Annotated in this window: 17 protein-coding genes; 9 read left to right on the forward strand and 8 right to left on the reverse strand. The window is 63.9% G+C overall.

Translation table 11 applies throughout. The features are described from left to right. Positions 1 to 272: 272 nt before the first annotated feature. From AB5K84_RS24980 to AB5K84_RS25000, 5 genes are all read right to left on the reverse strand, one after another. A complete protein-coding gene (locus AB5K84_RS24980) occupies positions 273 to 1,574 on the reverse strand; it encodes a VapE domain-containing protein (protein ID WP_441232687.1) in 1,302 nt (433 codons plus the stop codon). Beyond that, positions 1,571 to 1,798 carry a hypothetical protein gene (locus AB5K84_RS24985; RefSeq protein WP_441232688.1) on the reverse strand — a complete coding sequence of 76 codons (228 nt, stop codon included), beginning with the start codon at positions 1,796 to 1,798 and terminating at the stop codon, positions 1,571 to 1,573. Before AB5K84_RS24985 ends, AB5K84_RS24980 begins: the two co-directional genes overlap by 4 nt. Positions 1,799 to 1,862: 64 nt before the next feature. Then, positions 1,863 to 2,087 carry a DNA-binding protein gene (locus tag AB5K84_RS24990; protein ID WP_441232689.1) on the reverse strand — a complete coding sequence of 75 codons (225 nt, stop codon included), beginning with the start codon at positions 2,085 to 2,087 and terminating at the stop codon, positions 1,863 to 1,865. A gap of 79 nt (positions 2,088 to 2,166) precedes the next feature. After that, entirely contained in the window at positions 2,167 to 2,745 is a 579-nt protein-coding gene (locus AB5K84_RS24995; RefSeq protein ID WP_441232690.1) for a hypothetical protein, read from the reverse strand. Further along, positions 2,742 to 4,028, reverse strand: a complete 1,287-nt coding sequence (locus AB5K84_RS25000) for a tyrosine-type recombinase/integrase (protein WP_441232691.1) — start codon at positions 4,026 to 4,028, stop codon at positions 2,742 to 2,744. Before AB5K84_RS25000 ends, AB5K84_RS24995 begins: the two co-directional genes overlap by 4 nt. Before the next feature lie 300 nt (positions 4,029 to 4,328). On the opposite strand from AB5K84_RS25000, the gene AB5K84_RS25005 reads away from it, so the two are divergent. The 8 genes from AB5K84_RS25005 to AB5K84_RS25040 all read left to right on the forward strand — a co-directional run bounded on the left by AB5K84_RS25005 (position 4,329) and on the right by AB5K84_RS25040 (position 10,969). Next, positions 4,329 to 4,988: a hypothetical protein gene (locus AB5K84_RS25005; RefSeq protein ID WP_038967124.1), complete on the forward strand. Its 660-nt coding sequence runs from the start codon at positions 4,329 to 4,331 to the stop codon at positions 4,986 to 4,988. 206 nt (positions 4,989 to 5,194) lie between these two features. After that, on the forward strand, positions 5,195 to 5,821 hold the full coding sequence (locus AB5K84_RS25010) for a pilus assembly protein PilZ (protein WP_038967123.1): 627 nt from the start codon (positions 5,195 to 5,197) through the stop codon (positions 5,819 to 5,821). A 122-nt stretch (positions 5,822 to 5,943) separates the two neighbouring features. Continuing rightward, complete coding sequence (locus AB5K84_RS25015) at positions 5,944 to 6,948, forward strand: acyl-CoA desaturase (protein WP_011087165.1); 1,005 nt, start codon at positions 5,944 to 5,946, stop codon at positions 6,946 to 6,948. 134 nt (positions 6,949 to 7,082) lie between these two features. Further along, positions 7,083 to 7,325: a hypothetical protein gene (locus AB5K84_RS25020; RefSeq protein WP_038967122.1), complete on the forward strand. Its 243-nt coding sequence runs from the start codon at positions 7,083 to 7,085 to the stop codon at positions 7,323 to 7,325. Between the two features lie 141 nt (positions 7,326 to 7,466). Then, positions 7,467 to 7,622, forward strand: coding sequence for a hypothetical protein (locus tag AB5K84_RS25025; RefSeq protein ID WP_165448156.1), 156 nt, complete (start codon positions 7,467 to 7,469; stop codon positions 7,620 to 7,622). A gap of 340 nt (positions 7,623 to 7,962) precedes the next feature. Further along, on the forward strand, positions 7,963 to 9,003 hold the full coding sequence (locus tag AB5K84_RS25030) for a PrsW family glutamic-type intramembrane protease (protein ID WP_011087163.1): 1,041 nt from the start codon (positions 7,963 to 7,965) through the stop codon (positions 9,001 to 9,003). Positions 9,004 to 9,072: 69 nt separating this feature from the next. Then, positions 9,073 to 9,651 carry an HdeD family acid-resistance protein gene (locus AB5K84_RS25035; protein WP_011087162.1) on the forward strand — a complete coding sequence of 193 codons (579 nt, stop codon included), beginning with the start codon at positions 9,073 to 9,075 and terminating at the stop codon, positions 9,649 to 9,651. A 232-nt stretch (positions 9,652 to 9,883) separates the two neighbouring features. Next, positions 9,884 to 10,969 carry a 3-deoxy-7-phosphoheptulonate synthase gene (locus AB5K84_RS25040; protein ID WP_011087161.1) on the forward strand — a complete coding sequence of 362 codons (1,086 nt, stop codon included), beginning with the start codon at positions 9,884 to 9,886 and terminating at the stop codon, positions 10,967 to 10,969. Positions 10,970 to 11,025: 56 nt separating this feature from the next. Here AB5K84_RS25040 and AB5K84_RS25045 read toward each other — a convergent pair whose 3' ends face one another. From AB5K84_RS25045 to epmA, 3 genes are read right to left on the reverse strand one after another with little or no spacing between them, the layout of a single operon-like run. Beyond that, the gene (locus tag AB5K84_RS25045; protein ID WP_038967121.1) at positions 11,026 to 11,280 is read right to left on the reverse strand and encodes a hypothetical protein; all 255 of its coding nucleotides are present in this window, start codon (positions 11,278 to 11,280) and stop codon (positions 11,026 to 11,028) included. Between the two features lie 43 nt (positions 11,281 to 11,323). After that, positions 11,324 to 12,418, reverse strand: coding sequence for a lysine-2,3-aminomutase-like protein (locus AB5K84_RS25050; protein WP_011087160.1), 1,095 nt, complete (start codon positions 12,416 to 12,418; stop codon positions 11,324 to 11,326). After that, positions 12,415 to 13,479 (reverse strand): EF-P lysine aminoacylase EpmA, encoded by a 1,065-nt coding sequence (epmA, locus tag AB5K84_RS25055; RefSeq protein WP_011087159.1) that lies wholly within the window; start codon positions 13,477 to 13,479, stop codon positions 12,415 to 12,417. Before epmA ends, AB5K84_RS25050 begins: the two co-directional genes overlap by 4 nt. A 162-nt stretch (positions 13,480 to 13,641) precedes the next feature. Between epmA and efp the strand changes: the two genes are divergently transcribed. Continuing rightward, on the forward strand, positions 13,642 to 14,208 hold the full coding sequence (gene efp / locus AB5K84_RS25060; RefSeq protein ID WP_011087158.1) for an elongation factor P: 567 nt from the start codon (positions 13,642 to 13,644) through the stop codon (positions 14,206 to 14,208). Positions 14,209 to 14,227: the final 19 nt, after the last annotated feature.

Consider the following 14,227-nt stretch of genomic DNA (forward strand, 5'->3'; position numbering starts at 1 on the left):
GACACGCCACCTTGTCGAAGTGGAGGATTGATTTTCAGCGCCGATTATAAGGCAGCGATGATTGCCAGCGCATCGACGAGCATAGTGCCTGGCGCGCATTCCGGCGGTTGAGCTCGGAATTTCAACGGCCAATGCACCACAGTCGACAACGAGGTCAATCCCGCCCTCTGTCACCACCGGCACCAGATGGCACCACCCGTTTCCATACATCCTATAAATACGCCACTTGTTCACGTCTAAGATCATAGTGGTGACAGTGGTGACACTGGTGATCATGCTTGTTTCTCAAGCTCTTGGCGTGTCACCACTCTGCTGCGTGTCACCGGTGTGAGAGTGGTGACTTTTGCGCCGGCGATCGCGCCGGCACCACCTGGCACCAGTTTTCGGTAGACCCAGTGCCGTTTGTCACCACTGCGCCGCTGGTGACGGTTGAAGCCCAGAATCTTGAGGCATCGAGCGGCCCGCGTCATTTCGACCTGTGTGCAGCGGATGATCTCAATGCCAAGACCATCCCGAAGAACCTGCTCGATGGTCACCTCGTCTCGGTCTGCGACGTAGCGCTCGATCGCCGCATCCCAGGGATCGCCGACATAGCGTGAACTCTGCTGTTCTTCTGCCTCGCCCATGATCTCAGCGCCGGACAGCCACCAATGCACCCCCGCGTCGTAGAGCCGCTTGGCTTCGGCCCAAAGCTGCTCGCGATCGCGCTTGAGGCTGTCGATATCGATCTTACCGACCTTGATTGGCCAGAAGCGACGGCCGCCGGTGGCGTCCTTCAGGTAGTCGTCGGAATTGGTAGATCCCCAAAAAACACACGACCGGTGGCTCTCGATGATCCTGTTGCCGTACGGCGGCCGAAACCGATCGGCGGTCCGGGAAATGAAGGCCTTGATCCGGGACACCTCAGCGCGGGACATAGCATCAAGCTCGGATATCTCGATTCCCCACGCACCACGGGTCTGCATGGCCGAGTCCTTCGAAGCCAAGTCTGCAATTTCGTCAGTGAACCATGGATCGAACAGGGCTTTGATAGCGGTCGATTTGCGTGCGCCCTGTGGCCCTTCCAGGATGGGTACCGTGTCGACCTTGCACCCAGGGTCATAGATGCGGGCGACCGCAGCGATGAGCATCGCCCGACCAACCTGATCATGGTAGGCACTTTGCTCGGCACCCAGATATTTGGCTAGCCATCCCTTGATGCGGCCTTCTCCATCGTGTTCCAGATTTTCGAGGTAGTCGATCACTGGGTGAAACTGGCGATCTCGAGCAACCGCTTCGATCGCTTGCGCCATAGTCGCAACGTTGATGCCGATGTTTTGCCGCTGCATCCAGTCGGTCGCGAGTAGATCGTCCTGCGGTGTCCAGGCGCGCGGGTCCCAGGCGAGCCCACCCTCCCAAGGCGGTGCGCGGTCGAGCATGGTCTGCATGCCAAACACATCATACGACAACGCTATCTCCCATGCTGGGCACTCGCGAAGCGCCGTGATTGCGTTCGCCAGGAGCGGCTTCGGTGCGCCCGAGGGCGATATGAGCAGGTTTCCTTGCCAGCCTGCCTCGGCCTTCTTCTTAGTCATCGGAAGGCCTCCGAGAGAATTGCCTGTGCGGCATCGGTACCAATCTGCCGAACCACACCGTGGGCTTCGGCAAATCTCCACAGGCCGTCAACCGCGGTCTGCTTGTCGGCAATCATGTGGTTTTCAAGAAGCTTGACGACCGCCCAGGCGCGGGCACGGAAGACCTCGACCGGGTCGGCGCGTTGAGACGTATTGCGGGCAGGAATTTGCTGCGCTACATGCATGAGTGTGATCGATCTGCTGTTGCACAAAAACGAGCGCCGCCTGGCTAGAGGCGGCGTTTCTCGTTTAGGCGGCGCGAGTGTCGGCGTGCGACTTGGTCTGCGGTAGGGATGCCAGCCAGGCGCTTTCGTCCTCGATGGTGATGAGGGTCGCGCTGCCGACCTTGCGCGCGTTGAGGCGCCCTTCCTTCACCTCGATATAGGCCTGCGACCTCGAGATTGAATTGCGGGTGGCGAACTCGTCGATGCGAAACGATCTCTTGCCGAAAAAATTCTGAACTGCGCTTTCCATGTCCATCTCCATGCGTGTGGTGTGGCCGCACGTGGATGGATGGACGATTTACCGGAGTTCCCAGAGGGACATTCGCCCTCTATTTCGGGGTGTGAATGTCCCGGCGGCGCTTGGGGGACCGCCTGGCATCGCGAACGGCTCGGCCGTCGGTCGTGTCGCCGAAAGCGATCTCGGTCAGGGAGGCAACGACATCGTCAAGGTATTGGCCGCAGTTTTCTAGGACCATGCGGCTGGTCATCCGCATGAACTCCTGCCGATGCGCGCCGTCTTTCTTGCGGCCGACGAGCCGGTCGGAGTCCTCGAGCAAGAGTTTCGCTCCCCGACGCTTCACAGCAGCGACTTCGTACTGATCTGCGGCGTCATCCTTCGCAGCAGAATTGCGTACGGCGGCAACCAGCGCGGGCGATTCTTCGAGAACGTGACGCAGCCGGTCACACATTTCGCGGACGTGCAGCACACCTCCAATGAAGGATTGGGCCGATAGGCCCGGCACGGCAGCAGATATTTTTCGCCAGATCGTGTCCGCGTCAGGATGCTCCTGCCAGCGATCCAAAACGGCGAGCATAAGCAGGATTTCTCGATCGTTTTCGCCGGGCCCGAGCTCGCGGCGATACTCGGCGATCTCGTTCTTGAACGAATGCCGCGGCGCCATGATCACGTACCAGCCTGCAGCGCCGCAACCTTTCCGTCTTCGACGACGCCGAACCTTGGCGCGCCGGCGCGGATCGCATCAGCGACGTAGCTGGGCGCTAGATGACCGTAGTGCTTCTCGACCATCCGGGTGTCGCTGTGCCCCAGGTTCTTCGCCACTACCAGCAACGGCACCCCATTCATGACCGCGTGGCTCGCCCATGTGTGGCGGAGACCGTGGAAGCCCATCGGCGGGTCGATCTTCGCCCGCGCGCAGGCCTCGCGCATCGGATCCTTCTGGTGGTCCTTCTTCCACGGTTCTCCGTTCTCCTTCACGAACAGGAAAGCAGTGCCGGCCCGGCCAGCGGTGATAGACCGGAAGAAAGCGACACCGTCGTCAGTCAGATGGATGTGGCGCGACTTGCTGGATTTGGATTTCCGGATGGCCACCGTGCCGCTGTTGTGGCTGAAGTCGACCACCTTCAGCCTCGTCAGCTCGCCATAGCGCGCGCCGGTCTCGACCGCGCCGCGGGCCAACTTACGAAAATCCAGGTTTGACGCGTTGAGGAGCCGCGTCACTTCGGCGAGCTCGAAATATCGCATCCGAGCGGCATCGACGCCCTTGAACGGCTCGACCGCGCGCCAGGCCGCGTCGCTTGGCACCTTCTCCTCCCGCCATGCCTTGTTCAGGGCGGCCTTCAAAACCGTCAGGATGCGGTTTGCGGTGGATCTCCGGCGCCTCTGGTGCTCCTCCGGGTCGTCGATCTCCTTGAAGCGCTGTTCCTTGCCCTTCTTGACTGCGCTGCGGATGCGCGCGCCGGCCTTGGCAAGGCCGTGGTGCCATGTCTCGATCTGGTCCTTCGTGAGATCCTTCACCTCGATCTCGCCGAGCTCCGGCAGGATAAAGGCGTCCGCGGCGTACCGGCTGAAGCTCGCGGACTTCCGCTTGGCCTCCAGGAATTCGATATAGGCGTCGACGGCGGCCTTCACGGTGAGCGGACCACTCTTGCCAGCGGCCTTGTGCGCGCGTCCCACCATCAGTTCGCGCGCCTTCGCCTGGGCCTCGGAGAAGCTGAGGATCTTCACACCGTCTGCGTCGGAGAGGTCGTCGGCCGGACCGATCGTCTCGACCTCGTATTTCTGATTACCGACGTAGTGGCGAACGACCCAGGAACCCGCGCCGGTCTTGAGCCGCCGGTAGCCGAGGTGAACGCCCTCCTCCATGACCCGGTAATACGGCTTGCCGCGCGCAGCCAGTCGCCTACGGGCCTCTCTCTTTTCCAGATTTGCGTCGCGCACTGTGCGGGCCATTTTCGCCACCTTGGAGCGGTTGAAAAAGCGTCGTGTCCAACACTTGTCCAATATCCGTGGCTGGACGTCAATGGACTGGCATGGCTCTATGTGGCAGTATTTGTTGATTAAATTCGCTAATTTGGACGGAGATGGACGGCCATGGACCTATTCTCATCTCTTTCACGGTGGAGAGAGCGGTTCGATTCCGCTAGGGAGCGCCATCCGCGCGCGGGCGATGCAGTGAAATTCACCGCCATGCCCGTGAACCTCTCCGGCCCTCACCTCCGACCAACATCCTGTTGGAACCGGTGTGGACCCATGGAGCAGCGCAAATCCCCCTCGGACGGCCAATCCGGCATTGCCTCGCCGGCACTGCCGCCCTGGATGCAGCGCACGACGCCCTACACACCGGACCGCCGCGCCAGGATGCTGGAGCACATGGCGCGAGCGAGGTCGCTTCCGCCGCGCCAGGCCGCGACCGCGCCGGAGCCCTCGCCCGTCAGCGGCATGCACATTCTCGGCGACGCCTACGGCTACGCGGTTCTGTTCGGACTGATGGCCCTCCTCTTCATGTCGCGGGTTCCGCTCTACCTCGGCGCCTTTCTCTTCTTCGCCGACGGTGAGCGCATCGAGCGCGCGCTCGCAGCGATCGGCATCCGGCTCGAGCCCGATGCGCTCGGACCCGACGTCATCAAGAGCTTCACATACCTGTTCGGCTGGTTCGCGCTGCTCGCGTCCTTCAAAGGCTCGGTGCCTGCCTGGCTGGCGCCGTGGATCCCCCCAGCCGAGTCATGGGCGTTCCTTGCCGGCATCGCCCTCGCGCTCGCCATCGTCGAAGCATTCGCAACGCGCGCGCTGCGGCACGCATTGCCGTGGTTCGGATTGAACGTTGGTGCGGAGAGTCTGGCCTGGAAAACGACCAGGCTCCTTGTCGCCGTGGCCGTGCTGGCCTGTCTCGTTCTGCTCGGCTCTCTCTGAACGCCACGGCCGAGCCGTCGCTCTCAATGACGGTGTTGTGAACTTGCGTGCCCCATAATCGGGACCTTATGCCGCTTTCGCCGGTGCATGACCCGGCCACGCGTTTACCGGAAATTTACCCCTGCTCCTGAGCGGCGGTATCATTTACTTAGAATTTGACCGCTACCGTGGAAGTACGGAAATACTCCGAAACCCGATTGGCGCGGATGTCCATCGCAGAATTCCTCAGGCAGCGTGCAGTGGAAGTCACCGTGAGCGGCAGCTACTCGCTGCCGCGCTGGTACGATTGTGAGGGCAAGCTCCGCACCTTCGCCTGCCGGACCAAGCGCGTCTCGCCGTTCCGCATGATCGTGGACGTGCCTGTCGTCGGCAAGATCGGCGAGCGCGTGACCTCGTACTTCCAGGATTTCGGCGAATTCCAGTGCACGATCAGCGCGACGCTGAAGTCGGGCTTCCTGATGGAACTCGACATGACGCGGGCGCGGCGCGCCTGGATGTCGGAGAAGCTGACCTGGCTGGAGAAGAAGCAGAGGGACGCCAGCGTCCAAGAGCTGCGCAATGACGCCCGCTTCGTTCCGCAGGTCTCTCACACCTTCCTGACGCTCGCAGACGGCAGCACCCATCCCTGCTTCATCATCGACGTCTCCACCGCCGGCGTCGCGATATCCTGCGAATACGATCCGCCGATCGGTACCCCGCTTGCGATCGGCGCCTGCGTCGGCCGCGTCATCCGCAAGTTCGACAACGGCTTTGCGGTCAAATTCGCCGAGAAGCAGCAGTGGGACGACGTCGTCCGCCTGATCGCGCGCTCGCCCGTGCCGCAGCCGGCCTGAGACCGGCTGGCTCCATCTTAACTCTTTCTTAACGAAACGCTGGAGGTGGCGAGCCCTGCGCGATAGGGTGTGAACCAGTACGGCCGCAATCATTGCGGGCCTAACGTATTGGAAGTCCCGGAATGTCTATCGCTGACGCTGAGTTCGCCCAGGCAAAGACCGCTCAGAGCGCGCCCACCGCCGCCAAGCCGCAGCTTCCCCCCGGTGTCGTGACCGAGGGACCGCTCGTCAAAGCCAAGCTGCGCGAAAGCTATCTCCTCCTCGGCATCCTCTATGTCGGCGCGGTCGCGGGCATCATCTGGGCCGTCACGCAGGGCGTCGGCAAGGTGGAGCTGTTTACGTTTGCCTGGATGTTCGCGCTGACGACATTCGGCATCGGCGCCGGCATGCACCGTCTGTTCGTCCATCGCAGCTTCCGCACCGGCCCGATCATGCGCGTCTTCTTCTGCGCCATCGCCCAGATGGCGGTGCAGGGCTCGATCGCCAAATGGGTCGCAAACCACCGCCGCCACCATCTCTATGCCGATGACGTGGGCGACCCCCACAGCCCGCAATTCGACGGCTTCGGCAATCGCTATGTCAGCGCGCTCAAGGGCTTCCTGCACGCCCAGGGCAGCTGGGTATTCGACCAGGCGACCACCGACAACGAATACTATGCCAAGGACATCCTCGCCGACCCCATCGCGATGTTCTTCGTCCGCACTCGCTGGGTCTGGTACGGGATGTCGGCCGTCTTCATCCCCGGCTTCATCGGCTACGTTTTCGGCGGCGTGCACACCATGATCGGCTGCGTGCTGTTCTCCGGCCTGCTCCGGGCCTATCTGCTGATCCTCGTCAGCCAGCTCACCGGCTCGGTCTGTCACGCCTACGGCTATCGCCGCTTTGAGGTCGACGACGCCTCGACCAACGAGTTCGTGACCACGATCCTCACCTTCGGCGAGGGCCTTCACAACAACCATCACCGCTTCCCGCGGGACGCCTATATCTCGCACGCCTGGTGGGAGATCGATCTCAACGGCCTGATCATCTTGGGCATGGAGAAGATCGGCCTCGTCCACGACGTCTTCCACGCCTCGCACCGTCAGCTGGAGCGGGCGTCGGAAGCGCAGGCGGCCTCGACGCGCTGACCGGCAGGCGGCGGCCCTCCGGGGCCGTCTTGCCTCCGCATCTCTGCCCTATCGCGGCCCCATTGCGGGATCAGCTTTTGAGGGTCTGTGCCTCGCGCCGGACCTCATTTGCAGATTTGCGATCGGGGGACCGAATGGCAGTCGACAAGATCACCTGGGACAGGGTCGGCCGGGTTACCGAGCCCGGACGCTACATGTACACGTTCGGCTGGCTCACCATCACCGCCGGCGATCTCGAGATCTGGAAGCAATACCCGCAGGCCGCGTTCACGCTGCTCGCGCAGCACGCCGAGCCGGACGAGTCCATCGGGGAGGAATTCCATCTCGGCGCCTTCGACATCGCCCCCGAGGCGGCGCCGCCGTTCACCACGCACTGAAGGCTGGCAGCGGCAGCCCCGATCGCCCTGCGCCAACGCGCCGATTCGAGCCTCCGCAAGCAACGCCTGGTAGGAGGCGCGGTCGCGCCGAGCGCAGGCCGCTGCAGGAACGCATGGCATGCACGTTGCTTGGCTATCGCCATGATCCATGTCGCCGCCGTCGATCAAGCCTTCCTGCTGCTGTTGATCGTGTTCTGCCTGGGCTCGTGCCTCGTGCGCGTCTTCTGGCAGCTGGAGCAGGTGCGGGCTCGCCGTACCGCCACATCACCCCGCCGGCGCACAAGGAAGCGTGACTAGGCCGATCTACCCGGCCGCGCGTTGTTCTGGCGGACGGCACGCCTGCCAGACTCGCCGCCGGGAGACGTGCATCGTGAATCGAAGAAACCGGTGCACTTCCTTGATTTGGCTTGCCAATCGCGGCCCGATCCTGGACATGCGATCGCGACCATCCAGGACCAACAGGCGCGTTGATGACCAACAGGCCCGATACGCAAATGATTGTGCCTGCATTCGGTCCCAGCGGTGCGTATGAACGGGAGCTGTCACGCCCGTTAAGCGAGGCGACAGCAAGCGCATGACACATGGTCGCAGCGGTGATTGTAGATAAGCGGATCAAGGGAACCTATTTTCGGCGCCGATGTATCTGATTGAAGCTTTACCCACCGTCATCGGAACTGCCGCCATCGCCCCGGCGCTGCTGATGCTGTGGCTCGTCATTGCCGCCGAAGAGCGCCCGGGACCACCGGCCCAGGTCTGGACCGCGTTCCTGCTCGGCGCGGCCAGCATCTCGCTGCTGGGCCTCGCCCGCGCCCCCTTCGCCAAGATGGTTGCAGCCCCCGACAATCCCTGGGCGGCGCTGGCGATGCATTCGATCTTCGGCGTCGCGCTGCCCGAGGAGGCCGTCAAGGTGGTCGCCATCGTGCTGGTCTCCTCGACCAAGCGGCGGACCTTCGCCAATCCGATGGACACCGTGGTCTATGGCGCCGCGGTCGGCCTCGGCTTCGCCGCCTACGAGAACCTCGCCTATCTCGTCCAGCATGCCGAGATGTGGCGCTCGCTTGCCGCCTTGCGCAGCGTCCTCACCGTGCCGTTCCACGGCGCGCTCGGCATCATCGCCGGCGCTTACCTGACGATCGCCCGTGCCGGCACGGCGCTGGGCGCAAACCGGCACCATCGCGACTGGGCCCGTCTCTCCAGCCGCCTGCTGATCTTCGCCGGCCCGCTCGCGCTGCACTCGGCCTTCGACTTCCCGCTGCTGACCCTCCAGCGCATGCCGGATCTGGACCCGACGCTGCGGATGTGGCTGGGCGCCGCGAGCCTCCTGGTCGGCTTCAGCTCGATCGCCTTCGCCATCCGCCTGGTGCGGCGCGTCGCGCGCCACCACGCGCCCCGCACGGACGTTGCGCGGGAGCGGCTCAGCCAGTTGCGCCGGATGTGGGCGCTGCTGCTGGCCGGCGGCGGCGTCGGCTTTCTCGGCCTCGCCTTCGTGCTGACCTCGATCCACCACTGGCTGATCAACCCCGAGCGCAATCTGACGCTGGCCCTGATCCCGATCGGCTTCGTCTCGATCCTGCTCGGCCTCGCGCTTCTGATTGTCACAACGGCGATCTATATTCTCGGCCGCAACCGCATTCGCACCAGCGGCGAAGGTTTTTCGTCCGCGCACGGCGGCGGTTGAGCCGCGGGATGGCAAGCCCGCTGCGCGCATACTAGATTGAGCACACACCCTTCGATCCGGAGCCTGCCGATGACATCGCCTGAAGATCTTTCACGGCTGCAATCCGCGATGAGCAAGACTGTGAAGGCGCATTGGAAGGCCTTCCTGTTCGAGGGCATCCTGCTCGCCGTTCTCGGCGTCGCCGCACTGATCCTGCCGCCGCTCGCAAGCCTTGCCATCGCGATCTTCCTCGGCTGGATGTTCTTGATCAGCGGCATTGGCGGGCTGATCGTGACCTATTGGGCGCGCAGCACGCCGGGCTTCTGGTGGTCGCTAATCTCGGCCGCGCTGGCCGTGCTTGCCGGTATGCTGCTGCTGGCGCGGCCGATGCAGGCCGTGCTGACGTTGACCATCGTGCTCGGCGCCTATTTCCTCGCCGAGGGCGTCGCCACCATCATGTACGCACTCGAGCACCGCCGCGAACTGAGCGGCCGCTGGTCGTGGCTCCTGATCTCCGGTCTCGTCGACATCGCGATCTCGTTCATGGTGATCACGGGGCTGCCGAGCTCGGCGGAATGGGCGATCGGCGTGCTCGTCGGTATCAACCTGCTGTTCGGCGGCGCCACCCTGATCGGCATGGCGCTGGCGGCACGCAACAGCAACACCTGAGGGGTCTCGTCGCCCGCCAAGCCGATTGGGGGGTGACAACCAGCCAATGGCACGCTATATCGCCTGCCATGATCACCGTTGCCACCAGCTATTTTTGGTACTTTAGCTACGACAGCTCGCTGGCGGCAGGAGGATCGCGCTCAATCTGAAATATTGAAGCAAACGTCCGAACAGCCGCCAGACCTGGCGGCTTTTTTATTGGCCGGCAGGTTCAAACAAGCAGGAGCCCGCCGTGCTGAGCACGACTGACGATCTTCGTATCCGTGAACTGAAAGAGCTGAGCACGCCGGATGAGGTAATGCGGGAGGTCCCGCGCACGCTCACCGCAACGCGTGTGGTGATGGCGGCGCGCAACGCCATCCATGCCATCCTCACCGGCCAGGACGACCGCCTGCTGGTGGTGGTCGGCCCGTGCTCGGTGCATGATCCCCGGGCCGCGCTCGACTACGCTGAGCGTCTGACAAAACTGCGCGAGGACCTCGCCGACCAGCTCGAGATCGTAATGCGGGTCTATTTCGAGAAGCCGCGCACCACCGTCGGCTGGAAGGGCCTGATCAACGACCCCGATCTCGACGGCAGCTTCGACATCAACAAGGGCCTGCGGCTGGCGCGCAACGTGCTGTCAGCGGTGAACAATCTCGGCCTCCCGGCCGGCGCCGAATTCCTGGACATGACGACGCCGCAATACATCGCTGACCTCGTGTCCTGGGCCGCGATCGGCGCGCGCACGACCGAGAGCCAGATCCATCGCGAGCTGGCCTCCGGGCTGTCCTGCCCGGTCGGCTTCAAGAACGGCACCGATGGCAATGTGCGGATCGCGGCGGACGCAGTGAAGTCGGCCTCGCATCCGCATCATTTCATGGCGGTGACCAAGCTCGGCCGCTCGGCGATCGCCTCGACCGCGGGCAACGAGGACTGCCACATCATCCTGCGCGGCGGCAGCACGCCGAACTACGATGCGGCAAGCGTCGCGGCGGCCTGCAACGAGCTGGCGAAATCCGGCGTCGCGCCGCTGGTGATGGTGGATGCGAGCCACGCCAATTCGAGCAAGAAGCCGGAGAACCAGCCGCTGGTCATGGCCGACATTGCCGGCCAGATTTCCGGTGGCGAGAGCCGCATCATGGGTGTGATGATCGAGAGCAATCTCGTCGCCGGCCGCCAGGACGTGGTTCCGGGCAAGCCGCTCACCTACGGCCAGAGCATCACGGACGGCTGTATCGACTGGGCGACCACGGCAACTGTGCTCGAGCAGCTCGCCGATGCGGTCGAAATCCGGCGCAACGCCCAGCGCGCGGGGCTGCACGAGCGCTCGGCGTAAGGCCAAAGCAAACGCGGGCGGGGCGAGCTGTCGCGCCCTGCCCGCACCGACGCGGCCTAGCAGCCGCGGCAGATGCTCTTGATCTTCTTGTCGAGCGCCTGGTTTTCCTTGCTGAGGGGATCGTTCGGGTCGCTCAAATTCTTCTCGTTCGGCACGTCGCCGGCGCGCGGCTGCCGATGACCGACGGGTGCAGGCGGCAAATTGCCCGCCGACGGTCCCGACGTGGTGGTCGATCCCTTGCTGCCGGTCTGCGCCACTGCCGCGCCGCCGAGCAAGACCACGAGCGACACGGCCACGATGATCCTCTTCATTTCCGTTCCTCCATGCTCAAACCGGCGTCCACTCCGTCACCACTCACGTCTCGGGCGGATAGAGATGAACGTCCCCGCAATAGTCCACGATACGATAGCGCGTTTCCGTCGCCGCTTCACGTGCGTCGGGTGCGGTATTTTGTGCCGCCAACACATAGTTCGGCCCCACCGGCGACTTGCCGGCACCCCCGGGAATGTCGATGACGTAGTCAGGCTGACAGAGTCCTGACACCCGTCCGCGCAGCTGCCGCATCAGCTCCTGCCCCTCCGCCAGCGTGGTGCGCAGATGCGCAGTGCCCGGTGCGAGATCGCCGTGATGCAGATAGTACGGCTTGATCCGGCATTCGACGAAAGCTCGCATCAAATCCGACAAGGCCGTGACGTTGTCATTGACGCCGCGCAAGAGCACGGACTGGCTGACCATGGGAATCCCGGCATCGACGAGCCGCGCGCAGGCTGCGCGGGCGCCTTCCGTGAGCTCGCGTGCATGGTTGGCATGCAGCGCAACCCAGGTGGTCGCGCCCGCAACCTTCAGCGCTGCGACCATCTCGTCGCTGACGCGCGCGGGGTCGGCGACGGGCACGCGGGTGTGAAGGCGGATGATCTTGACGTGATCGATGCCGGCGAGATCGGCCATGATCTCGCTCATGCGGCGCGGCGACAGCATGAGGGGATCGCCGCCGGTCAGGATCACCTCCCAGATCTCGTCGTGCGCGCGGATGTAATCAACGGCAGCACGATAAGCGCTGTCCGAGAGCGCGTTGTCCTTGCCGGGGCCGACCATCTCGCGGCGGAAGCAGAAGCGGCAATAGACCGCGCAGACGTGAACGAGCTTGAACAGCACGCGATCGGGATAGCGGTGCACGATGCCCGGGACCGGCGAATGCGGGTGATCTCCGATCGGATCGGCGCTCTCGCCCGGCTGCATCTCGAGTTCCGCGGCGGTCGGCACGAACTGGCGGGCGATGGGATCGTCAGGATCGGATGTGTCGATCAGCTCGACCAGCGCCGGCGTGATCGCGACCGCATAGCGCGCGGCAACGCGCTCCAGTGCGGGCAGCGCCGCGGCAGGCGCGAGGTGCTCGGCCACGAGCTCGGCCGGCTCGCGCAAGGTGCGTGCAAGATTGGTCTTCTTCATGTTTCACTCAGCGCTTCATTTGCAGGGGGTGTCCACACCACCTGATCAATCCGCGTTGCGCCGCTGGCCAGCATCACCAGCCGGTCGAAGCCGAGCGCGACGCCGCTCGCCTCCGGCATTGCGGCGACCGCGGCTAGAAAGTCCTCGTCCAGCGGATAGGCTTCGCCATAGCGGCGCTGCTTCTCCGCCATCGATTCGGTGAAGCGCCGGCGCTGCTCTTCGGCGTCGGTCAGTTCGCCAAAACCGTTGGCGAGTTCGACGCCGCAGGCATAGACCTCGAACCGTTCGGCGACCCTGGGATCGCCGGCCTTCACGCGCGCCAGTGCCGCCTCGGGAGATGGGTATTCGAACAGAATGGTCAAACGCCCCTGTCCCAGATGCGGCTCAACATGCTCGACCAGAACCTTGCTGAAGATGTCCGACCAGGTGTCGTCCCCGGCCACGCGGATCTTGCCGCCAGCCATTTGGGCGAGCGCGGCACGGTTACCCTCGTCACCCGAGATTGTCGACAGCAGATCGATGCCGGCGAACCGTTCAAAGGCGCCTGCGACCGTCAGGAGCTCCGGCTCGGCGAAGGGATCGGCGGTCCGGCCGCGGAAGGAGAAGGTCCCGATCCCGGTCGCCTGCGCCGCGCGGGCGATGACCACGACGGTGTCGGCCATGATGGCGTCATAAGGCGCACCGGCCCGGTACCATTCCAGCATGGTGAATTCGGGCAGATGCAGGTCGCCGCGCTCGCGGTCACGGAACACCCGGGCGAACTCGAAGATTCGGGGCTCGCCGGCCGCCAGCAGCTTCTTGCAGGCAAATTCCGGGGAGGTCCGCAGGTAGCGGCTGGCCCGGCTGCCGTCGGGCCGCACGATCTCGGTCCGGGGGGCGTGCAGATGGGTCTCATTGCCCGGGGAGACCTGAAGAACGGAGGTTTCGACCTCCATGAAGCCCTGCTCGGCGAAAAAGCCCCGTAAAGCCCCGGTCACGGCTCCCCTCGCCTGGAGGAACGGCCGCCGGTCGAGGTGGCGCTCGGGCGACCAGAACGGCGAAATCGGCTTGTCCCCAGCCATTAACCGACCACCCCAGCCATCAGCAAAGTGCTGGCATCCAACGGCAAAATCAGTATGTTGCGGCCCGAAACGGGCGCCGAGGTCTGATTTGAGGCCCCAAGTCCCCCATCAATTTGACCACGTCCTGGCCGGAGCCGGGCCAAGCAAGCAGGAAATACAGCTTTGAGAGTCATCGCCAGTTCTATTCGCAAGGGCAACGTGATCGAGCAAGACGGCAAGCTCTATGTCGTCGTGAGCGCCGAGAACATCCATCCCGGCAAGGGCACCCCGGTCAGCCAGATCGAAATGCGCCGAATCTCGGACGGGGTAAAGATCTCCGAGCGCTACAAGACCACCGACCAGGTCGAAAAGGCGACGATCGAAGAGCGCAACTTCACCTTCCTCTATGAAGACGGTGACGGCTACCACTTCATGAACCCTGAGACCTACGACCAGGTCCAGGTCTCCAAGGACGTGGTCGGCGACGCGGCCGCCTATCTTCAGCCAGACATGACCGTCAAGCTGTCGACCCACGACGTCAACGTGGTCTCGCTCGCGCTGCCGCAGCGCGTGACGCTGGAAGTGGTGGAGACCGAGCCGGTGACCAAGGGCCAGACCGCCTCGTCTTCCTACAAGCCCGCGGTGCTTTCCAACGGCATCCGCACCACCGTGCCGCCGCACATCGCCGTCGGCACCCGCATCGTGGTGATGACCGAAGACGGCTCCTACTCCGAGCGCGCCAAGGACTAAGCCAGGGATCGAGGATCGG

The organism is Bradyrhizobium sp. 1200_D9_N1_1, assembly GCF_052075915.1.
In the GTDB taxonomy this organism is placed as follows: Bacteria; Pseudomonadota; Alphaproteobacteria; order Rhizobiales; family Xanthobacteraceae; genus Bradyrhizobium; species Bradyrhizobium diazoefficiens.